Source organism: Kitasatospora terrestris (assembly GCF_039542905.1).
GTDB classification, from domain to species: domain Bacteria; phylum Actinomycetota; class Actinomycetes; order Streptomycetales; family Streptomycetaceae; genus Kitasatospora; species Kitasatospora terrestris.
Window position 1 is genome coordinate 1,145,626 of sequence record NZ_BAABIS010000001.1, and the last position, 20,543, is coordinate 1,166,168.

The following is a 20,543-nucleotide window of genomic DNA, read 5'->3' on the forward strand; positions in this document are numbered from 1 at the left end:
GGGTCGCTGATCCGCAGTGCTCAGCCGACCGGGATCTTGGTACGGCGGCGCTCTCCGCGCCCGGCGGTCAACGAAGTTGCGGTGGCTCCCGGGCCATCGTCGACGCGCTCCGGGTGAGTGGCTGAGGCCGTTTCAGCGGGCGGGGCGCGCCGGCTCCTCAGCATGCGCGGGCTCTTCGGGGTGGTCGGGGCCGTCCGGGGCGAGTTCGGGTTCCAGTCCCTCGACGAGCGGTGGCGGGACAGCGCGGCCGGTGTCTCGCCGCCAGCCCTGGAAGGCCCAGGCGGTCGCGGCCACCAGCGCCAGACCCAGCAGCCACCCGCCCAGCACGTCACTGAGCCAGTGGACGCCGAGCGCGACCCGGGTGAAGCCCACACCCAGTACGCTCAGCACCGCCAGGATCCGGGCCGCCCGCAGCCACGGCGGGCGCAGCGCCGGGGAGAGCACCAGCAGCAGCACGGTGCAGCAGGTCGCCGCCGTCATGGCGTGCCCGGACGGGAACGAGAAGCCGGGTGCGTGTGCGACCGGATCGGGCAAGGACGGCCGGGCCCGGGCCACGGCAGCCTTCACCGCCCAGCCGATCAGCCCAGAGGCGGTCACGGTGGCGGCCGCCCACGCCGCGAGCCGCCAGGCGCGCCGCCACAGCAGCCAGGCCACGGCAGCGGCGACCAGCAGCCGCATGGTGAGCGGGTCCCATGCTCCGTTGCTGAGGGTGCGCAGCACGGCGAGGACCGCGGGGTGGTCACGCACCGCGGCGTGAAGGTGCCCCGCCGCCGCCGAGTCGAGTTCGTGGAGCGGTGCCCAGTGGGACTCGATCAGCACCAGGAGCAGTCCGGTCGGTACTGCGGCTACCGCGAACGCGGCGACGGAGGCGAGCAGGCGCTCGCCCAGGCGCAGGTCCGCGGTGTGCAGGGAGGGGCGGAGTCGGGTGGGGCGGCGGTGGCGGGCGGTCATCATCCGCTCCCCACGGTGTCGGCGGGCTCCCGACCGGCTGGTCCGCGGTCGTCCGGTGCCCGGCCGGCCGGTGCGCGGTCGGACGCCAGGCGGTCGGAGGCCAGTGGGTCGGGCAGGACGGGGCCGGGCTGTCCGGTGCGGTCGGCCTCCAGCTGGGCTGCGAAGGACAGGCCCAGGAACAGGGCGATGGACGTCAGGTACGCCCACACCAGCAGGGAGAACACGGCGCTGAGCGGCCCGTAGACGGCGTCGAACGAGCCGCTCAGGCGCAGGTAGAGGCTGAGCAGCCAGGTCGCGGTGAGACTGAGCAGCAGGTGGAGGCCGGCGCCGAACGCCAGCCAGCTGTAGCCGGGCTGGCGGCGACGGGGTGCCCGCCGGAAGATCACGGCGGTGGAGGTGAGGGTGAGCAGCACGCCGACCGGCCAGCGCAGCAGCGTCCAGGCCGCGGCGGTTCCCGTCCCCAGTCCGAACACCTGGTCGGCGGCTGCGGTGACCTGCGGCCCGGCGACCAGGACCAGGAAGCCGGTGCCGAGCGGCAGGCCGGCACCGGCTGCCATCAGGAGGCTCCGCCCGTACTTGCGGTCGAACGGCCGGTCCCGTTCGATGCCGTAGATCCGGTTGGCGCCGCGTTCGATCTGGGACATCGCGGTGACGAGGTTGGCGACCGCGAAGAGCGCGCCGAACCACAGCGCGAGGGTGCCGCCGGTGTGGCGCCGGCTGTGGTCGAGCACCTCGCGCACCATGTCCGCACTGGACGCCGGGGCGATCCGTTCGATGCTCGCGGCGGCCAGCTGCCCGACCGGACCGCCGTGCAGGGTGGAGGCGAGGCCGACCACGGCGATGGCGAACGGCACCAGGGCCAGCACCGCCTGGAACGCCAGGGCTCGGGCATGGCTGAAGCCGTCGGCGTAGCGGAAGCGCAGGAAGGCGTCGCGGGCCAGGGGCCACCACGCCTGTCGGCGCAGTGTCAGCACGGCTTCGTCGGCGGACAGGTGCTCCCGACCGGGTCCGACCCGGCTCGCTGTTCCCATCAGGCAGCCTCCCGCTTCGTGTCTGTCGGCACCGCCGGTGCCCGTCCGGCGGGCATGTCCTGTGGCCCGGCGGGCATGTCCTGCGGCGTGCCGGGGACTTGGACCAGCAGGGCGCCCGGACGGACCGTCAGGGTCATCACCTTGCCGTCGCCCACCGGGTCGCCGTCGCATTCGCGCGGGCGGGCGCGGGCGGCGGTCAGCTCGATCCGCCGGCCCCGGAAGTGCTCCAGCGGGGCGCCCGGCCCCTGGCGGCGCTCCCCGGTGAGCAGTGCCAGGATCGCGCCGGCCCAGCCCAGCGGGCCGCGCGGCTGGACCAGGACGAGGTCGAGCACACCGTCGTCGGGCGCGGCGTCGGGCAGCAGTCGCACGCCGCCCTGGAGGGTGCCGACGTTGCCGACGACCGCCATCCGTACCCGGCGGCGCACGGGCTCGGCGCCGTCCACGGCGACGGCCAGCTCGAAGCGCCGGTCGGTCAGGTGCCGGGCCGCGCCGACCACGTACGCGGGCCAGCCGAGGCGGCGTTTGAGGGTGCGGCCGGTGTCGGCCATCACCGCGGCGTCCAGTCCCATCCCCGCCATCGTGGCGGCGGCCCGGGCGGGAAGGCCGTCGCCCTCGGCCCGCATCAGGTCGATCCGCCGGGCCCGGCCGGCCAGGGCTGCCGCGAGCGCGGCCGCGGGGTCGGTGGGCAGGCCGAGGTTGCGGGCGAACAGGTTTCCGGTGCCGCAGGGGACGACGGCCAGCACCGCGTCGGTGCCGGCCAGGGCCTCGGCGCAGGCCGTCACCGTGCCGTCGCCGCCGCACGCCGCCACCAGTCGGGCCCCGTCGGCGAGCGCCCGCCGGGCCGCGGCCCGGCCGCAGTCGTCCGGGTCGCCGGGCAGGCAGCGCGGCGGCCCGTACCCGTGCGCGACGAGCACGGCGGACAGCCGCTCCAGCACGGCGCTGTCCACGGCAGTGGGGTTGTAGACCAGCGCGGCCGGGCCGCGACTGCCCGGTACCGGCCGGGCCGCCGGTGCCGGACGTTCCCGTTCGGGCAGCGCCCGCCACACCACCCACAGGGCGGCCGCACCGTTCAGCGCGCCGGCCACCACGTCCGTGGGGTGGTGCATGCCCCGGTACAGCCGGCTGGCCGCCACCAGTACCGGCACCGTCCACGCCAGCGCGCACAGCGGCAGCCGCCACCGTCCTCGCACCGAGCGCAGCGCGAGCAGGCCCAGGCCGCCGTACAGCGCGGTGGCCGCCCCGACGTGCCCGGACGGGAAGCTGGACGTCGGCAGTGCCCCGTCGAGGCGGACGACGTCCGGCCGGGCCCGGTCGACCAGGTGGGCGACCGTCACGAACAGCACCGCCTGCAGCGCCACCGCGCCCGCGAGCAGCACCGCCGGCCGCCACCGGTGCCGGAGCAGCAGCAGAGCGGCGGCGAGCGCCGTCACCGTCACGATCGCCGGGGTCCAGGCGAGTGCCGACAGCCAGTCGCTCGCCGTGGTGAGGGCGGCGGTGCGGTGGTCGGCCAGCCGGCCGGCCAGGCCGTCCTCGCGCGGGTCCCACCAGTTGCCCGGCGGGTGGGTGATGAGCAGTCCGAGTGCCGTCAGCGCCGCTGCCTGCCCGGCCACCGCGGCCATCAGTGTCACCGGTACGCCGAACGTCGGCGTCCTGCGCTGAGTCGTGGTCATGGCACCCGTTTCCCCCGGTCCGCGATTTTCATCCGTGCGCGCGTCGCAGGCGTCGATCTGCTCGCAGCGGGTACCAGAGCGCCCGCCACAGCCACCCGCCCCGATCGGAGGGACCATGACCACGCGGATCGTGCCACAGCCGGCCCCGACGCCCGACCTGCCCGATCGCAGCCCGGTGCCCGCCCGGTCCACCCTCACCGCGGCCTCCGCCTCCGACCTGCCCGATCGCGGACAGGCTCTGCGGCGCCGCCTGGAGGGGCTGCTCGGCATCGCTGCGACCGAAGGCAACCTCCTCACCCCGCTGCGCAACGGGGACGAGATCTTCCCGGCCATGCTGGAGGCCGTCGACGGGGCCACGCGGACCGTCGACCTGATGACCTTCGTCTACTGGCGCGGCGACATCGCCCGGATCTTCGCCCGGGCGCTGGCCCGCAAGGCCGCGCAGGGGCTGCGGGTGCGGCTGCTCCTCGACGGCTTCGGCAGTCGGCTGATCGAATCCGACCTGATCGACCTGATGGAGGCCTCGGGCGTCCGGATCTCCTGGTTCCGGCGTCCGGTGCGCCTGTCGCCCTTCAAGCAGAACCACCGCTGCCACCGGAAGGTCCTTGTGGTGGACGGACGCGTCGCGTTCACCGGTGGCGTGGGCATCGCCGAGGAGTGGTGCGGCGACGCCCGCCACCCCGGCGAGTGGCGCGACACCCACGTGCGGGTGGTCGGCCCCGCCGTCGACGGCATCGCCGCCGCCTTCGCGCAGAACTGGGCCGAGTGCGCCCCCGGCACGCTGTACGACGCGGCCGACCGGTTCGAGGAGCACGAACAGCCGGGGGACGCCGTGGTCCAGGTGGTGCGGGGTTCGGCCGGCATCGGCTGGCAGGACCTGCAGACTCTGATGCGCGTGGTGATCTCCTCCGCGGAGGAGCGGCTGCGCCTGGCGACCGCCTACTTCGCGCCCGACGACTACTTCGTCGACCTGCTGTGCGACGCCGCCCAGCGGGGTGTCGCCGTCGACCTGCTGGTGCCCGGACGGCACACCGACAAGCGGGTGTGCCAACTCGCGGGCGAACGGCACTTCGGACGGCTGACCGCCTGCGGGGCCACGGTCTGGCGGTACGGGCCGACCATGATGCACGCCAAGGTGCTCACCGTGGACGGCACGGCGGCCGTGATCGGCTCCGCGAACTTCAACCGCCGGTCGCTCGACCACGACGAGGAGGTGGTGCTCGCCGTGGTGGACGAGGAGTTCACCGCCCGCCTGGACCGGCACTTCGACGAGGACCTGGCGCGCAGCGAGGTCGTCACTCCCGACCGCTGGCACCGCCGCGGCGTCGCGCGGCGCGCCCTGGAGGCGGCCACGGCCCCGATCCGGCACTTCCTCTGAACCCCCGGCAACGGCGGTTGAACCCCTGCTGCGTCGGTGCTCCGGCGGCGAGCGATGGTGGCACGACGGGTGTGCGAATCGTGTCGGGGCCGGCCGGGGCGTCTATCAGCCCCGCTACACGGCGGGTGACCGGCGCTGGTGGCGCACAGCTCGTTCGTGGGTCGGGTAGACGGGCAGGACCAGGTCGGCGTCGGAGATCCGCAGGACCCGCTGAACCCTGCGGCTGGGCGCCACCATCACCAGCGGGACGCCGTTCCGGCCGGCCTGCCCGCGTGCGGTCAGGACCACGTTCAAAGCGCTGGCGGTGAACAGGTCGACGGCGGACGTGTCGACCGCGAGCAGCGCCGACGACCGGGCGAGCGACCGGGCCAGGACATGGCGGAGGTGGTCCTCGTTGTCCGCGTGGAGGGCACCTGCGAGCGAGCAGACAACGGCGCCGTGCGTGGCGGTGATCCGAGCGTCCATGTCCGGCCCCCGGTAGACGGTGGCCGTGTCGTGCGGCTGGGAAGTCATGAGTCTCCAAGCCCACCGAAGGCTCCACCTCAGGGGTGGGCCGAGGCATCGGATCCCGCGTCGAGCGGGAGACAGTGCGGCGACGGCCGACGGGCATCCGGCTCCGCCACGATGGCGGGGCCGTCCCTCCACCCTGCACACATCCGGACCGGTTCTGTCCAGCCATTTGGCGGCCTGGACATCCCCGCCGTGCGCTCCGGCCAGGAACCCCGACGGCCCGCACGGGCGGCCCTCTCCGCGGCCGCAGACGTGCCTCCGCCCCTGTCGGACCGACTCCGGGCAGCCGAGACGCCGATCTGCGACCTTCCCCGGACCGCTCCGGTACTTCCCGGCCCGTCGCCCCGTCGATGCGGACACGAAGTGCAGCGAACGAGGGTGCGGCTGCTCGATTCGGCCCGCGGCGGAGGATGAGCGCCCCGCCCCCGATTGCCGGCGGCGGGGCCGGCAACACTAGGCTGCGGGTTCCCGGTAATGATCACCGATCCCTCAGAGAAACGGCCCCCGATGCCCGCCGCTGCCGACCCTGCCACCACCGACGAGCGTCTGGACCCGCAGGAGATGGTCGTCCTGCACCGCGTCTTCCGCCGCGAGATACCCCTGCTGGCCGATCTGATCGAGGCCGCCGCCCCCGGCGACCGGCGGCGCACCGACGTGCTCGCCGACCACCTCGACCTGGTCCTCGGCGCCCTGGGCGAACACCACGAGGGCGAGGACCACCTGCTGTGGCCCAAGCTGCGCGAGCGCGCCGCCCCGGACGACGACGTCGTGGCACGGATGGCGGACCAGCACGAGGCCATCGCCGGCGCGCTCGCCACGGCAACCGAGCTGTCGCGCCGGTGGCGCACCCGGGCCGACCGTGACACGGCCCTGCGCCTCGCCGAAGCCCTGCGGGCCCTCGACCTGCACGCCGCCGCCCACATGGACGACGAGGAGGAACACCTCCTGCCCCTGATGGCCCAGCACATCACGCCCCGAGAGTGGAGCGAGGTCGGCGAACGCGGACGCCGCAGCGTCCCCAAGGCCAAGCTCCTGATCTTCCTCGGCGCGATCCTCGAGGACGCGACCGCACAGGAGCGCCGGATGTTCCTCTCCCAGATGCCCGCCCCCGCCCGCCTGCTGTGGCACACCCTCGGCACCCGCCTCTACGACCGCACCACCACCCGCGTCCGCCGGAGCGGGGCCGAAGCCCCGCACGCGTAGCGCCCGATGCCCCGTACGGGACGGCGGTGTTCCAGGTCCCCGCAACAGCACAGGTACGGAACCGAGGCGAGCGGGTCCGGCCGAACCCCTCGATCCGGAACGGCCGTTGATGCGTTTTTGGAGCTTCACGTCGGTGATCCGGCCCTCGTTGACTCCAGAGTTGTAAGGGGTGGTGATTCCCTGGGCGACCGCGGGCTGGTCTTCGCGCAGAGTAGCGGCGATGCAGGCGAGGGGTGCACGTCCACTGTCGGCGAGTCGTCCGAGCCAGTCCGGCAGCGATGTGGCGTCGCGGGTGTCGAGCATGGCGGCGAACTCGCGGGCCAGGTCGTGGGTGCGCCGGAGTTCCAGGCAGTGTTCGAGCAGCTTGCGCAGACGCCCGGCGGGCCGTACCGGTCGGGGGGCGGTGATGATCCAGCGCGCGGCTTCGCGTGGGGACGGTAGTCGTTCGCGCGGCTCGTCCAGAGGCAGGCCGCGCCGGGGGCAACGGTGATCGCGCGGTGCGTCGTCCGTAGCCGGAGCAGGACCTCCTTGGCCGCGTCGCGGTCGGCCGTGTCGGCCGGGGATCTCCCCAAACCCATCACGGAGGACCCCTGGTGCCCGAGGTGAAGGCTACGTAGGCTCCCGCTCTGCGCGACGATCCACAACGGAAAGACCTCATGGAATACTGCATCGCCTGTCGACGTCACCTCAACGGCGCGCTGTGCTGCCCCGGGTGCGGAACCTCCGCCGCGCCGGTCCACCCGACCGTGCCGGTCGACGCCGCCGTGTCCGGCCGTTTCGGCGAAGCGGGCTTCTTCCCCCAGAACGCGCCGATCGCGTACTCTCCCGCCTCCCCCGAGGAGGAGCCCCGGCCGGGCGATCCACTGCTGCCCGCGGGAGCGCCACAGCGCGGCCGCGGGAGCGTCCCGGCCCCCCGCCGCCGGAAGCCGAGGGGCCGGCAGCGCGTGGTCATGCTCTCGGTCGCGGGACTGGTGATCGGCGGTCTCGGCGCGATGGCGGTGACGGCCGCGGGCAGCTCGGAGGGCCCGTCGGCCCCGGTCGGCGCGACCGAAGCCGGACAGCCGCTCGTGGGCGCAGCGAGTGCCGGCAGTACCGCGACCGCGCCGGCGCGCGGCGCTTCCGGCTCGCCATCGGCCACCCAGCACAGCGGAAAGCCGCAGGCCTCCGCCTCCTCGGCAGCGGGGAGCCCGTCCGCGAGCGCCACCGCTCCGGCCACTGCCGCCGCTACCAGTCCCGGCGCCGGCTCGGGCGCGACGGCTACGGGTGGCGGTGCCTCGGCCACTTCGTCCGCGTCCGCACCACCGCCGTCTGCGACGCCGAACCCGGGCAGCCCCACGCCCACCCGCTCCAGCAGGCCCTCGCCGACCTGTACGCCGGTGCTCTTCTGGTGCTCCTGACGCCAGGCCCCTTACCAAAGGACACACGTGCGCCGTGCGATCTTTCCAGAAGTCTCACACGGGCCGCCTACTACCCCCACCGGTGTGCTCGTAGGCTTCGGGCGCACGCGCGTCTGCGGGTGAACCAGTCCGTCGCCGCGCAGCGCTTGCGGGGTGACACCAGCACGTACGGAAGATCGCATGGACCACGACGCGGCCACCCCGGCCGACGGCCCGACCGACGGCCCGACCGACAGCCCGACCGGTGTCCCCGTCGGCGCCTCGAACCCCGCCCCGGCCGTCGAGGACACTCAGGAGATGCCTCCGGTCGAGCTGGACGGGGAGTCCGCGCCTCCGATCGTGGCCGGCCCGCTCCCCGCACCTGACACCGCCCCGACCGCGACGGCCGGGCCGACGCCTCCCCTTCCCCGGCCCGGGAGCAACGCCCTCGGGAACGATGCCTCCGAGACGGCCGACGAGCAGCCGGGCGAGCCGGAGGCGGCGGTCGGCGGCCGGCGGGTGGCCTGGTGGCAGGCCGTGCTCGGGGCGGCGGCGGTCGTCCTGGCGGTAGGCGGGTTCACCGCGGTGGCGCTGCACTCCGGCGATTCCGGCGCCCCGGCGGCGCCGGCCACCTCCTCCCCGACCATCGCGTCTCCGACCGAAACTGTCCCGGACGCCCCGCCGGTGGCGTCGCCCACCGCCCGTCCGTCCGCGTCGCGCAGCACCGTCCCTTCGGCCGCCGCCACGAAGTCCGCCTCGGCCGGCCCCGCGGCCCGGCCGTCCAGCCACGCGCCCGCGGCCCCCCACCGGGGCCTCCGGCCATCCCGCCTCCCCGGTGGCACCCACGCCCGGCACCCCCACGCCCAGCGGCAGCGCGAGCCCCTCCTGCACCCCGTTCCTGTTCTGGTGCACGCCCTGACCCCCGACCCGCTGACACACGGTCGACGGGAGACTCTCCTCCTGGCGGCGGATCAGGTGCGGGCGGCGTCGGTCCTCGCCCGCGTCGTGCGGTGCCGACGGACCGCGTCGCGGTTGGCACACTTCTGCGAGCAGTAGCGCCGGCGTCCGGTGCGGGTGGTGTCGGCGAAGATCGTGGGGCACTCGGTGACGGCGCAGCGGCCGAGTCGGTGCATGCCGCGTCCCACCAGGTGGAACGCGGTGCCGACCGCGATCAGTGAGGACAGTACCGCGGCGAGGGGCAGGTGGTCGTCGCGGTAGTGGAGGTGCCAGCCGCCGTCCGCGTGGTCGGTCAGCCGGGGGTGGGAGGCCGTGACGGCCAGCAGGCGGTTGAGCCGTTCGGCCCGTTGGCGTTCGTCGGGCGCGTCGACCACCCCTTCCCAGGTGTCCAGCAGGGCAAGGGTGCGGTCCAAGTCGGCCTGGCACAGCGGTCCTTCGAGCACCAGTCCGGCGGCGTCGCACCGCTCCGCCAGTTCCTCGGGGGTGCCGGGGCGCCGGTTGGCCAGGTCCGCGGCGAGGTTCACGGCGCCATCGCCGTAAGGGTTGAGGTGCATAAGACCATTACATCAGGCTGGTCGGCATGCGTCACCCCACCGACACCCGGGCCTCCGCCCCGAGCGGCCGCCCCGTCCACTCCCCCGCCGTCCCCCGAACGGACCGTCAGCCCGTCGTGAGCCGGTACCGCTGGGTGGTCCTCGGCATCGCCACCTTCACCCAGATGGCCTCCTGCTTCTTCGTGCAGGGCATCGGAGCGATGGCCGTCATCCTGCAACGCTCACTGGACCTCAGCACCACCGAGCTCGGACTGCTCCTCTCGGCCTCCCAACTCGTCCCCCTGGTGGGCCTTCTGGCGGCCGGCGAACTGCTGGACCGGTACGACGAGCGCTGGGTGGTCGGCATCGGCGCCGCCGTCGTCGCAGCAGGCCTGCTGCTCGGCAGCCTGGCCCAGGGGTACGCGTCGCTGCTGGTCGTCCTGCTGGTGGTGGGCGCCGGGTACAGCACCGCGCAGCCCGGCGGCAGCAAGTCGGTGGCTGCCTGGTTCGACCCCGGCCGGCGGGGGCTTGCCATGGGAGTGCGCCAAGCGGGGCTGCCACTGGGCGGCGCGATCGCCGCCGCCACCCTGCCGGCCGTGGCCGCGACGTACGGGTGGCGGGCGGCGCTGGTGACGGGCGGTCTGGTGGCGCTCCTGGGTGCCGCGCTCTTCACCACCCTCTACCGGCGTCCACCCCTCACGTCGATCGCCCGCCCGCTCCCGGGCACCGTCCCCGACGAGACACCGTCCGACCTCGCGGCGGGCAGCCCGTCACCTTCGCTGCGGGCCAGGCTGCGGATCCTGCGCGAGCCGTCGATGGTGAGGATCCTGCTGTCCGGGACGAGCATGGTCGCGGTGCACAGCGGCATCGGCGTCCTGGGCGCGCTGTACCTGCACGACGTGACCCGGCTCGGACCCGCCCCCACCGCCGCGGTCCTGGTGGCGACCCAGGTGGCGGGGGCGGTCGGCCGGATCGGCCTGGCGGCGTGGAGCGACCGCAGCCGCGCCGGGCGCTACCGGCCCGTCCTGGTCAGCATGGCCGCGGCGGTGGCCGGCCTGGCGGCCCTGATGACGCCGGCGGGCCAGTACCCTCCGCTGGCGGCCTTCCTGTTCGTCTCGCTCGGCTTCTTCGGGATCGGCTGGTACGGCCCCTGGGTCGCCCACCTGGCGGAGTCGGCCCCGCCCGGCCGGACAGGCTTCGCGCTCGGCCTGGTCATGGCCGTCAACCAACTAGCCGTCATCCTGGTGCCGCCCGCCCTCGGGCTGCTCCGCGACACCACCCACAGCTTCACCCCCGCCTGGGCAGCCCTCTCCTGCGCCACCGCCGCCACCATCGCGCTCACCACCTGCGGCCGCCGGCGGACGAACGGAGCTCCACGAGCGGTCCGGGACGTCCGGTGAGACCGGTGTTCGCCGGGCATCGAAGCTGCAGGGGTCGGTCTGTCGACGTGGCCGATCCGCAGATCCGGCGGCACAAGTGCCGTGCCGTGAGCGGCTGCACACAGCCGTAGCCGTGGCCACGCACTGGCCGCGGATTCCGGCCTCGGCCCTCGGCCCCTGATGCACCCCGCCCATGGGCGGCCGGCCTTCCGCCGTCGGCGCGGCACCGGTGCCTCAGGCGGGCTGAACGGGCCCGGTCCGCCCCACGGGGGTCGACGACATTCGATCCTGGCCCGTGGACGGCGTTCTCGCGGTGGCAGGTCGACGGGTGGACCGGGCGGTCGACGTACGAGGGCCGCCCACCGTTTCTCGTACGGCCGGCCCGCCAGCTCGTCGCCGCCGGTGGGCGGCCCGTCGAAGGCGGACGTGAACGAGTTCGCAGGTTCTCGGACACTCGCGGGCGGGAACTCGCAGGTCGCTTCCGGCTCGGCCCCGTGGTCAGGAAGTCGGCTTCGGCAGGGCCGAGACGGCGAGCGCGACGGCTTCCTCGGGGGTAGCCGTGTGGATGGCGGTCCGGGTGCCCGGGTACCGGACCACGTACGCGTCGATGCGGGGCTCGATCGAGCACCCGACGCGCTCGTACGGGTAGGTCGAGGTGGTCGAGAACCAGACGACGAAGTGGCTGGTGCCAGGAGTGAGCCGGCGGAGCTCCGGGTGGGCGTGGGCCGCCTCGAGGAGCGCCAGCTGGCGGACCTGGAGCGGGTGACGGGCCCTCGGGGGCCGGGCGGAGTCGAGCTTGTGCCACCAGGCCAGCTCGACCGGCCCGAACGGCTCACGCTCGTGGGCCGGGGCCCAGGGCTCGTAGTGGACGAACGGGGCGGCCTCCTTGGTACGGGAGAGGCTCGCGCCGCTCACCCAGGCGACGACGGCCGTGACCACGGCGGCGGGCTCGGCCGTCATCCCACTGGCGAGACTGGCGCCTTGGCGTCGGAACTGCACCCGGTGGACCCCGCGGTCCCGGTCCAGGGTGTGCACGATGACGCGCCCGCCGTCCTCGTCCCCGAACACCGCGCGGCGCTGTGTCCGATCCGTCGGGGGAGGCAGCTGGAGGCCGCGCTCGGCTGCGGTGCGGGAGAGGGCGGCTGCGAGATCGGAGAGCGGGAGGTCGGTCATCTCACCTCGTTGGAGTCGAAGGGCGCGCGGGTGAAACCGGCTCGTCGCCCCGGGGTATTCCCGGGTAGCACCGGGTGATCGTTGCACCGGAGTTGCCGTATCCACGCCGAGCTGTCTGCCATTGCCCCCACACGCGTCGAGCGGTCGGACCGGGGCAGCATCTCCCACCCGACGCCCGGGAGGTCATGCCGGGGCATCGCGCCGAACGTGAGCCGGCGTCGCGTGGTCAGATGGCGACTTCTAGCGCAGGGCCACCCAGTACGAACTGGGCGAGCCGGTCCTCGACGCCATCGGGAGTTGGTCGGGCAGCACGGTCCGGCCGCTGCCGTACTGGCCGTAGCGCAGGGTTGCGTCGCTGGTCCCGGCGTCGATGGTGGAGACGCTGAGGAACGAGCCCCGGCCGAAGGCAGATCGACGCCACCGCTGGCGCACGACGGACGTGAAGGAGCAGGTGAGGGGAACGGCGGACGTGGACGGACTGCGGTTCGTGGTGCCGGAGCGAACGATCAGCGCGGGCCCGTCGCCGACCCGGGAGATCAACGCGGGCGGCGGTCCGGGCATCGCGTACACCAGCGGGGACGAACCGCGCGGCGGCATCGTGGTCCGCGGCACCTTCCTGCCGGCCGACCCGACGCCCGGCGGCCTGATCGCGTCCCGGCGACCGGCGCGTACTGCCGCTCGACGGCGAGCAACTACAACCACGCGCTGCGCCCCCCGCGCTGGCGGTGCGCGAGGGCGCGGCCCGGGAGATCGTCCGCCGGGAGACGAAGGAGGATCTCCCGCGGCTGGAGGTCGGCTGACGGGGACGTCACGGCTCCAGGGGGCCGCAGACCGGTGCGGGCGGATGGAAGCAGGCCGTGACGGTCTTGCCGTCGGGTGCCGGGTAGGTGTGCCAGTGGTCGGCCACCGCTTGGACCAGGGCCAGGCCCCGGCCGCCCGTCTCCTCGGGTCCCGAGGGGCGCGGCCGCGGCAGGAGCGGACTGTGGTCGTGCACGCTCAGCAGCAGGCACCGGCCGTCCCAGACGAGTACCAGCTCCGCATCGCTGCGCGCGTGGACGTGCGCATTGGTCAGGAGTTCGGACACGGCGAGGACCACCGCGTCCGCCACGTCCGGTGCGGTCCGGTCCCATCCCAGCGCCGCCAGGTGGTCCCGCGCCCACGCCCGTCCCGCGCGCACGCCGCCTCCGACGGGGAAGCTGCGCGCCCAGCCCACCGCGCCCATCGCCGGCATTCCCCGCTCCTTCCGCAGTACTTTCCCGGTCGGATGTCGTCTGCCCTCCGGATCCGGCCGCATGCGGTGGCTCGACGATCGTCGGCGACCCGCACCGCCGATCATCGGCGTCAGCGGGTCGGTTTCCGGCCGCTCCGCCGCATCCTGGCCGCGCTGAGGAGCAGGGCAGCCAGAAAGACGACGACTCCGATGACGAGCAGGTAGAACAGCCCGTGGGCGACTGCTCCTACCAGGCCCAGCACGATCGCCACGATGATCAGTAGCAGGATCCATGCCATCGCTGCCACTCCCTTCGGAACTGCGGCAGTTCTGCAGAGGTCAGGGGCGGGCGGGGCGGTGTTGCCGACCCGCGCCCTGTGCGTACGGCAGCCCGTAGCGGGCGACCACGGCGGGCTCCGATTCGGCCGGCAGCACGCCGTCGACGTCGATGGCCGGGCGTGGGCGAGCGCCCCCGCCCGTCCGGCGCCGTGTCACCACCGGATTCACCGATGCGCCCCGCTCCTGCCCGAAGCGCCCACGCTTACACGTACGGGTCACACCCCTCCCCGTAGGCGGTCGCCGGCCGGTGCGTCCGATCCGCGGTGGCCCGCTCACCGACCCGGGGATGACAATGCCCCGGCCCAGGACGAATCAGCATCATGCGGCGCGGCGGCCGCGCCGACACGAGAAGCGAGCAGACCGGGCACACCTCCACCGAACCGCCCGGCCCGGTCTGCTGCCGCGGCCGAGGACCCAGCAGTGCTGCAGACAGCAGTGCGGGCCCGCACCCGCTTCATCAGCGGCAGGAGGCCGCAGCCGTCCGCGGTACCCGCCGGTTTCGGCGCCGCGCTCCTCGATGAAGCTCTTGAAGCGCTTGAGGTCGCCCTGAGCTGGTGGTCGAGCGCGCCGATCTGCTTCCCGTCGCCGATCCGGATGATCTCCTCGACGCCGTCCATGACGTTCGGGAACTCCTCGAACTGCGTCCACTGGTTGTAGGCGGTGCCGACCGGCACGTCCACGTCGATCGGCTCCTGCACCTCGCTCGTCGCGACGTCCTTCGGTACCCGATCCGGCGTGGGCGTGCTCGACGTTCACTTCTGCGCGCTGGGAACCTTCAGCGGGTCACGGGTGGCGGTCTGCTTGGCCTGCTCCAGCCGTTCGCCGATTTCCAGGAGCCGGTTGCGGCCCATGGCCTTGCGGACCTCGGGGAACCAGTCCTTCTCCTCCTCCTCGACGTGGTGGCGCACGTTCTCCATCAGGACGGTCATCTTCGCGTCGAACCGCTCGTCCTCGGGGTCCATGCCGGCCAGTTCCGAGAGCATCCACACCACCACGTGGTGCTCCTCGACACTCTCCAGGACATGGTCCTCGGTGTCGGGCGCGGCCTCCCGGGCGGCGGGATAGAACACCTCCTCCTCGATGACGGCGTGGACGGTCAGCTCCTCGATCACCCGTTCCACGATCCGGCGCTTCTCGCCGTACGCCTCGTCACCGGCCTTCTCGAACTCCTTGAAGAGCTTCTCCACCGTCTTGTGGTCTTCCCTGAGCAGCACGATCGCGTCCACGCGCAGTTCCTCTCCTGGAGCGGGCTTTCGCTGACGCCTACCCACGCAACCAGGTCGCAGACAGGAACGCCCGGCCAACCACCCACCTGCCCCACCCCGCGTGCCGTTGCGCGGCCGAGGGACGAAACTCGGCCACGTACCTCGCCCCCCAGACCTGCGTGAAGGAGACCGCTCGCCGTGATGAGCGATCAGCACACCCCCCGCGACCCCACCGAGCAGCACCCGACGCCTCCGTTCCCCGAGCAGTCCCAGGCCCACCCGGGCAGCGGCGCCGCCATGGAGCCCGAACCGGACCACGGCGAAGCGACGTACCGGGGAACCGGCCGCCTGAACGGACGGGTCGCGCTGATCACCGGCGGCGACTCCGGCATCGGCCGGGCCGTCGCCCTCGCCTTCGCCCGCGAGGGCGCCGACGTCGCCTTCTGCCACCTCCCGGAAGAAGCCGCCGACGCCGACGCCACGGCCGCGCTCGTCGAGGACGCCGGCCGGCGGGCACTGCCGATCGCCGGCGACCTCCGCGACGAGGAGTTCTGCGAGCGGCTGGTCGCGCGCTGCGTCGACGAACTCGGCGGCCTGCACGTGCTGGTCAACAACGCGGCCTACCAGATGTCCCAGCCCGACGGCCTCGCCGCGATCGGCACCGAGCAGTTCGACCGCGTCATGCGCACCAACCTCTACGGCATGTTCTGGACCACCCGCGCCGCCCTGCCCCACCTCCGGGCGGGCGCCTGCATCATCAACACCGCCTCCGTGCAGGCCTACAAGCCCAGCCCGCACCTGCTCGACTACGCCATGACCAAGGCCGCCATCGTCGCCTTCACCCAGGGCCTGGCGATGCAGCTCGCCCCCGACGGCATCCGCGTCAACGCCGTCGCCCCCGGCCCGGTCTGGACGCCGCTGATCCCGGCCACCATGGACGAGGAGAAGGTCGCCCACTTCGGCGAGCAGTCCCCGCTCGGCCGGGCCGCGCAGCCCGCCGAAATGGCCCCGGCCTACGTCTTCCTCGCCTCCCAGGAGTCCTCCTACATCACCGCCGAGATCGTCAACGCCACCGGCGGCACCCCCCTGCCCTGACCACCTTCGCCACGGCAGCCGAAAACCACCCTCCCGACGCCGAGTCAGGCTGCGTCGACAGAACGAGAAGGGATCCACAAACCCATGAGCACCCACAACGAGGACAAGCCCGACGTCGACGAGGAAACCCGTGAACGCTCCGCGGAGCAGCGGAACATCACCGCGCCCACTCCGGCAGACGTTCGCGCCCACGACGACGAAGAGGACGACGCACCCGAACCGCCGGCCGCCGACACCCAAGCCCCGTAACCCGCCCAGGCGGTCCGATGCAGGCCAGGGCGTCGGTCTCGCGGCCGGGCTGCTCCCCCGACCTCAGCTCCCACTGGTGCCTCGGCCCCCTGGTCCGGGCACGGCGCGATCTGCGCCGCCCCTCGCGGAGCCCGGCAACGCCGCTCGCTTCCCCCGCTTCGGAGGCTGAACAGCCGCAGTGCGGTGATCTCGTTCGTGCCACCGAGACATGGGCCGTGGGCTGTCTCGGTGCAGCCGGGGCGCGCTCGGCCCGGTGCCGGCGGTGGCGGCAAGCCGTGGCTGTCAGAGGCCTCGCGACGGGGCAGTGCGGCAGTGGGGGGGTGGGGCCCGGAGGTCGCGCTAGCTCGGGACGCGGAGCGCAGGACGCGCGCACCATCCGCACCTGCCTGTTCCGTGTGCCCGCGCCCGGGTCGGGGCGGACAAGGGTGGGCGGGCCCGCGCATCGGCGCGGGCCCGCCCGGGGCCGTACTCCGCGGCTCCCGGCTACCAGCGGTACCAGCGGCCACGGCCCCCGGTGGCGTTGGTGCCGCGGGCGGCGAAGCCCACCAGCCACACCACCAGCACGATGAGCGCCACCCACCACAGGGCCTTGATCGCGAACCCGGCGCCGAACAGGAGCAGAGCAAGCAGCAGGACGAGAAGAAGGGGAACCACGATGACCTCCTGAGTCGATGTTGCAGCGCCGCCTGCCCCCGGTCCGGGCGAATATTCCTTCGTATTCATCCGGTTCCGCGGGGCATGCGAGGTGCCGGAAGCACGACGGTCGCCGGCGGCGTGAACGGATCCGGGAGGGCGCGATGAGCACGGCCGACGACGTCGAGAACACCGGCGACAAGCTGAAAGGCACCGACAAGAAGAACGTCGGCCAGGCCGTCGGCAACCAGTGCTCGAAGGCAGAGGGCAGGGCCCGGCAGACCGAGAGCGACCTCACGCAGGCCAAGGAGAACGTCAGGACGCCTCCGGGAGCCGAGCCACGCACCCCCGGGCCCTGCACCCCTGGGCCCCGCACCCCTGGGCCCCGCTGCGCCGCAGACGACAGCGGACACCGGCGCCGCCCGGCGTGATCCCCCAGCTCCGCCCCGGCGGTTCGGCCGGTGACAGCGACACCCGACCGAGCAGGCCCCGGACACCCGAACACCCTCACCCGGGACGTGCCCGGGGCCGTGCCGCGTCCACGCACTGCCCCACCCGCGCCACGCCCCCGCATTCCACCACCACCCGCCGCCCCGGCGCGGCCGACCGCCCGCGCACGGAGCGTCCCGGGGACGCTTCGACTCGGTGCGACGGGGCAACCGGAGGGTGCCCACAGGCCCGCGAGCGGAACGGACCTACGACCATGAAGATGCCACCGGGACTGCGCGTCGTCACCACCGGCGCCGCTGACGGAATCCGCCGACGGCTGCTCGTGCCCCCTGACGCTGCCCCGACCGCGCCCGCGGCCGACCCCCCGCCGTCCGCGGCACCCGGCCGGCGCTCCTCCCCCACCCGGCTGCCCGGGTTCTCCACCGGCCTGCGGCTGGCGCTCGGCGCGCTCACCGGCTGGTTCCTCTTCCGCCAACTGCTGCGCCTGGAAGAGTTCCTGACCCTGCTGCTGCTCTCCGTCTTCCTCGCGGTGAGCCTGGAGCCGATCGTCGCCGCGCTGTGCCGGCGCCGGCTGCGGCGCGGCTGGGCGGTTGCCGTCGTGCTCGGCGTCTTCCTGCTCCTGATCGCGGGCTTCCTGCTGCTGGTCGTCCCCCCGGTGGGTCAGGAAGCCGGCGTGCTGGCCCGGCGCATCCCGCTCTGGCTGGACCAGGTCCACGACCACCACTCGGCGCTCGGCCGGATCGAGGACCGCTTCCACCTCGCCGAACAGGCCAAGAACGCCCTCGGCGGCAGCGCGGGCCCCGGCCTGATGGGCGGTGTGCTGGGCGCCGGTCGCCTGCTGCTCGACACCGTCACCTCGGTCACCGTGGTCGCCACCGTGACCCTGTACCTGATGGCCGGGATGCCCGACATCAAGGAGTTCTGCTACCGGTTCGTGAAGGGCAGCCGCCGCGGCCGGGCCCGCGAGATCACCGAGGAGATCCTCAGCCGCACCGGCCGCTACATGCTCGGCAACCTGGTCACCTCCGCGATCGCCGGCCTCGCCACCGCCGTGTGGTGCGCCGCGGTCGGCGTGCCGTACGCCGCCGCCCTCGGCGTGTTCGTGGCCCTGATGGACCTCGTGCCGATCGTCGGCTCCACCATCGGCGGCATCGTCGTCAGCCTGGTCGCCCTCGCAGTCTCCTGGCCGGTGGCCCTGGCCACGGCCGGCTTCTACATCGGCTTCCGGCTGCTGGAGGACTACCTGATCATGCCGCGGACGATGAAGTTCGCCGTCGACGTCCATCCCTTCGTCACCATCGTGGCCGTTCTGATCGGCGGCGCGCTGCTGGGCATCGTCGGCGCACTGGTCGCCGTCCCGGCCGCGGTCGCCCTCGGCCTGCTGCTGGACGAGTTCGTCTTCCCCCACCTCGACCGCCGCTGACCGGCCGGCGGCCCCCGGCGGCGCTGGCCGCGGCCGACTCGCGGCCGTCAGCAGCTCGATCAGCTCAGCCCCTTGTTCGGGGGTGATGAGCGGAGCCCAGCCGGACGGTCTGCGCGGCAGGTGCGCTCTCGTCCTCACCAGTGGTGTCGGGCGACGCCGGTGCACCCGCCGGCCGGGCCAGTAAGGAGAGTCCCCTTCTTCCAGCCGCCACCACGCCTGGAGCCACATCGTCGACCAGCATCACCACGCTTGGCCTCAGCCCGCCCCGCACCGCGCCCGGTCGGGTGCGGTGCGGGGCGGGAACCCCTGATCGGATGGTGGGCGCCTAATACTCCAGTGCGAATTCGTGATCTATCCGGTTGAGGGGGCGGCGAGTCGTCGTTGGTAGTGGCTGCGGCGGGCGGTGGCCTGGTGGTGTCTGCGCCAGTTCGACCAGTGCAGCAGCCTGCGCGGGGAGGTGTTCGCCGGGATCAGCAGGGCGCCGAGCAGGTGACGTATCTCCGGGACGGTCAGGTCGATCGGGTAGGTGCTGCGAGCGGGTCGGTTCGGATCGGCGGTCCTGGCCGGTGTCGCGTCGGCGGCGAGGACGGCCAGGAAGACCAGGAAGGCCAGGAAGGCCAGCGCGAGCAGGGCCAGGGTGATGTGCCGGTGCCAGGCCGTCCAGTGGCGGACCTGGTAGTGGTCCAGTCCCACCTGGCCTTTCGCGGCCTGGAAGCACCACCTGGTCCCGGCCACCTTGACCAGCTCGGACAGCGGCACTCGCCTCGGGGAACAGCACAGGTAGTAGGCGAGTTCGCCGCTGTGCGGGTTGCGGCGGATCAGCAGGTGTCGATGGCCGTCGGTGCCGGTCTCGATCCAGGCCCAGTCGTAGTAGCGCGGCCCCTTCGCTCCGGCTCCGGCGCTCTGCCGGTGCCAGGCCGAGGCGGGCAGGCGGTCGGCGACGGCGTCCGCGCGGGCAGTGGTTCGCCCGTGGTTGATCTGCACCCGTGTGCTGCAGGCGACGGCCAGCACGTAGCCGATGCCACGGGACTCCAACAGGGCGCGCAGGCCGGGGTCTTGGCCGTATGCCTCGTCGCCGGTCACCCAGGAGACGTCGATCCCGCCGTCCAGTGCTGCCGTGATCATCTGTCCGGCCAGCGTGGGCTTGGTCGCGAACTCCACCTGGTCGGGCACGCCGGCGCGGATTCGGCGCTCGGTGTCCTGGCACCACGAGGCGTCGGGCAGGTAGAGCCGACGGTCGATCAACGCCCGTCCTCTGCTGGAGGCGTAGGCGAGGAAGACGCCGACTTGAGTGTTCTCGACCCGGCCTGCGGTGCCGGTGTATTGACGCTGCACGCCGGCCGAGGTGGTTCCCTTCTTCAGGAAGCCGGTCTCGTCCACGATCAGGACGCCGTCCTCGGCACCGAGGTGCTCGAGCACGTAGGCGCGGATGTCGTCGCGGACCGCATCGGCGTCCCAGCGGGTGCTTCGCAGCAGCCGCTGCATTGGCCCGGGGCGGGCGTGACCGGCCTGCTCGGCCAGCCGCCAGCAGTTCTTCTGCTCGACGCCGGACAACAGGGCGAGCACGAAGGCGCGGGCCGTCGCTCGCGGCTCCACCCGCTTGAACCGGCCTGCGATCCGGGCCATGGCCTGGTCGAACATGGCACGCCAACGGGCGGCATCTATGCTGTGGTCCGCGGCCACAGCACGATCTTCAGGAGTCCACACAATCCTTGATGATCACGCGGTGGCCGCTACAGATCCACTGGATGCGGCAGGCTGCTTCAGCCGTTGGGATC

General features: G+C 73.5%; 20 protein-coding genes and 2 pseudogenes. 9 read left to right on the forward strand and 13 right to left on the reverse strand.

The window, feature by feature from the left end:
• Window positions 1–132: 132 nt before the first annotated feature.
• From ABEB06_RS05465 to ABEB06_RS05475, 3 genes are read right to left on the reverse strand one after another with little or no spacing between them, the layout of a single operon-like run.
• Window positions 133–951 (reverse strand): phosphatase PAP2 family protein, encoded by an 819-nt coding sequence (locus ABEB06_RS05465; protein WP_345695640.1) that lies wholly within the window; start codon window positions 949–951, stop codon window positions 133–135.
• A complete protein-coding gene (locus ABEB06_RS05470; RefSeq protein ID WP_345695641.1) occupies window positions 951–1,982 on the reverse strand; it encodes a YihY/virulence factor BrkB family protein in 1,032 nt (343 codons plus the stop codon). The genes ABEB06_RS05465 and ABEB06_RS05470 overlap by 1 nt, the downstream gene beginning before the upstream one ends.
• A complete protein-coding gene (locus tag ABEB06_RS05475) occupies window positions 1,982–3,652 on the reverse strand; it encodes a bifunctional phosphatase PAP2/diacylglycerol kinase family protein (protein ID WP_345695642.1) in 1,671 nt (556 codons plus the stop codon). Before ABEB06_RS05475 ends, ABEB06_RS05470 begins: the two co-directional genes overlap by 1 nt.
• Before the next feature lie 115 nt (window positions 3,653–3,767).
• Between ABEB06_RS05475 and ABEB06_RS05480 the strand changes: the two genes are divergently transcribed.
• A complete protein-coding gene (locus ABEB06_RS05480) occupies window positions 3,768–5,030 on the forward strand; it encodes a phospholipase D-like domain-containing protein (protein ID WP_345695643.1) in 1,263 nt (420 codons plus the stop codon).
• 114 nt (window positions 5,031–5,144) lie between these two features.
• Here ABEB06_RS05480 and ABEB06_RS05485 read toward each other — a convergent pair whose 3' ends face one another.
• Window positions 5,145–5,543: an STAS domain-containing protein gene (locus ABEB06_RS05485; protein ID WP_345695644.1), complete on the reverse strand. Its 399-nt coding sequence runs from the start codon at window positions 5,541–5,543 to the stop codon at window positions 5,145–5,147.
• Between the two features lie 504 nt (window positions 5,544–6,047).
• Between ABEB06_RS05485 and ABEB06_RS05490 the strand changes: the two genes are divergently transcribed.
• Both ABEB06_RS05490 and ABEB06_RS39285 read left to right on the forward strand, forming a co-directional pair.
• Window positions 6,048–6,743 (forward strand): hemerythrin domain-containing protein, encoded by a 696-nt coding sequence (locus tag ABEB06_RS05490; protein ID WP_345695645.1) that lies wholly within the window; start codon window positions 6,048–6,050, stop codon window positions 6,741–6,743.
• 656 nt (window positions 6,744–7,399) lie between these two features.
• Window positions 7,400–8,140 (forward strand): SCO2400 family protein, encoded by a 741-nt coding sequence (locus tag ABEB06_RS39285; RefSeq protein WP_425559576.1) that lies wholly within the window; start codon window positions 7,400–7,402, stop codon window positions 8,138–8,140.
• Window positions 8,141–9,090: 950 nt separating this feature from the next.
• Here the strand turns inward: ABEB06_RS39285 and ABEB06_RS05495 are convergent.
• Window positions 9,091–9,630, reverse strand: coding sequence for a CGNR zinc finger domain-containing protein (locus ABEB06_RS05495; protein WP_345695646.1), 540 nt, complete (start codon window positions 9,628–9,630; stop codon window positions 9,091–9,093).
• Between the two features lie 26 nt (window positions 9,631–9,656).
• Between ABEB06_RS05495 and ABEB06_RS05500 the strand changes: the two genes are divergently transcribed.
• Window positions 9,657–11,009 (forward strand): MFS transporter, encoded by a 1,353-nt coding sequence (locus tag ABEB06_RS05500; RefSeq protein WP_345695647.1) that lies wholly within the window; start codon window positions 9,657–9,659, stop codon window positions 11,007–11,009.
• Window positions 11,010–11,486: 477 nt separating this feature from the next.
• Here the strand turns inward: ABEB06_RS05500 and ABEB06_RS05505 are convergent, their stop codons facing one another.
• Both ABEB06_RS05505 and ABEB06_RS05510 read right to left on the reverse strand, forming a co-directional pair.
• A complete protein-coding gene (locus ABEB06_RS05505) occupies window positions 11,487–12,161 on the reverse strand; it encodes a DUF6193 family natural product biosynthesis protein (protein WP_345695648.1) in 675 nt (224 codons plus the stop codon).
• Between the two features lie 240 nt (window positions 12,162–12,401).
• On the reverse strand, window positions 12,402–12,758 hold the full coding sequence (locus ABEB06_RS05510) for a hypothetical protein (protein WP_345702122.1): 357 nt from the start codon (window positions 12,756–12,758) through the stop codon (window positions 12,402–12,404).
• Between ABEB06_RS05510 and ABEB06_RS05515 the strand changes: the two are divergent.
• Window positions 12,751–12,961, forward strand: a pseudogene (locus ABEB06_RS05515) (diaminopimelate decarboxylase); the annotation flags it as partial. The gene ABEB06_RS05510 and the pseudogene ABEB06_RS05515 overlap by 8 nt on opposite strands.
• A gap of 8 nt (window positions 12,962–12,969) precedes the next feature.
• On the opposite strand, the gene ABEB06_RS05520 reads toward ABEB06_RS05515, so the two are convergent.
• The 4 genes from ABEB06_RS05520 to ABEB06_RS05535 all read right to left on the reverse strand — a co-directional run bounded on the left by ABEB06_RS05520 (window position 12,970) and on the right by ABEB06_RS05535 (window position 14,936).
• Window positions 12,970–13,392 carry an ATP-binding protein gene (locus ABEB06_RS05520; protein ID WP_345695649.1) on the reverse strand — a complete coding sequence of 141 codons (423 nt, stop codon included), beginning with the start codon at window positions 13,390–13,392 and terminating at the stop codon, window positions 12,970–12,972.
• Between the two features lie 110 nt (window positions 13,393–13,502).
• A complete protein-coding gene (locus ABEB06_RS05525; RefSeq protein ID WP_345695650.1) occupies window positions 13,503–13,670 on the reverse strand; it encodes a hypothetical protein in 168 nt (55 codons plus the stop codon).
• A 312-nt stretch (window positions 13,671–13,982) separates the two neighbouring features.
• On the reverse strand, window positions 13,983–14,408 hold the full coding sequence (locus ABEB06_RS05530; protein ID WP_345695651.1) for an SRPBCC family protein: 426 nt from the start codon (window positions 14,406–14,408) through the stop codon (window positions 13,983–13,985).
• A gap of 54 nt (window positions 14,409–14,462) precedes the next feature.
• Window positions 14,463–14,936, reverse strand: coding sequence for a hemerythrin domain-containing protein (locus ABEB06_RS05535; protein WP_345695652.1), 474 nt, complete (start codon window positions 14,934–14,936; stop codon window positions 14,463–14,465).
• A gap of 180 nt (window positions 14,937–15,116) precedes the next feature.
• Here ABEB06_RS05535 and ABEB06_RS05540 point away from each other — a divergent pair, with 180 nt between their 5' ends.
• Complete coding sequence (locus ABEB06_RS05540) at window positions 15,117–16,010, forward strand: SDR family oxidoreductase (RefSeq protein ID WP_345695653.1); 894 nt, start codon at window positions 15,117–15,119, stop codon at window positions 16,008–16,010.
• A gap of 84 nt (window positions 16,011–16,094) precedes the next feature.
• Entirely contained in the window at window positions 16,095–16,259 is a 165-nt protein-coding gene (locus tag ABEB06_RS05545) for a hypothetical protein (protein ID WP_345695654.1), read from the forward strand.
• A 483-nt stretch (window positions 16,260–16,742) separates the two neighbouring features.
• On the opposite strand, the gene ABEB06_RS05550 is transcribed toward ABEB06_RS05545, so the two are convergent.
• Complete coding sequence (locus tag ABEB06_RS05550) at window positions 16,743–16,913, reverse strand: hydrophobic protein (RefSeq protein WP_345695655.1); 171 nt, start codon at window positions 16,911–16,913, stop codon at window positions 16,743–16,745.
• A gap of 143 nt (window positions 16,914–17,056) precedes the next feature.
• On the opposite strand from ABEB06_RS05550, the gene ABEB06_RS05555 reads away from it, so the two are divergent.
• The gene (locus tag ABEB06_RS05555) at window positions 17,057–17,323 is read left to right on the forward strand and encodes a CsbD family protein (protein ID WP_345695656.1); all 267 of its coding nucleotides are present in this window, start codon (window positions 17,057–17,059) and stop codon (window positions 17,321–17,323) included.
• 272 nt (window positions 17,324–17,595) lie between these two features.
• Window positions 17,596–18,765, forward strand: coding sequence for an AI-2E family transporter (locus tag ABEB06_RS05560; protein WP_345695657.1), 1,170 nt, complete (start codon window positions 17,596–17,598; stop codon window positions 18,763–18,765).
• Window positions 18,766–19,371: 606 nt separating this feature from the next.
• On the opposite strand, the pseudogene ABEB06_RS05565 reads toward ABEB06_RS05560, so the two are convergent.
• A pseudogene (locus ABEB06_RS05565) lies at window positions 19,372–20,406 on the reverse strand (IS701 family transposase); the annotation flags it as partial.
• Between the last annotated feature and the right edge of the window lie 137 nt (window positions 20,407–20,543).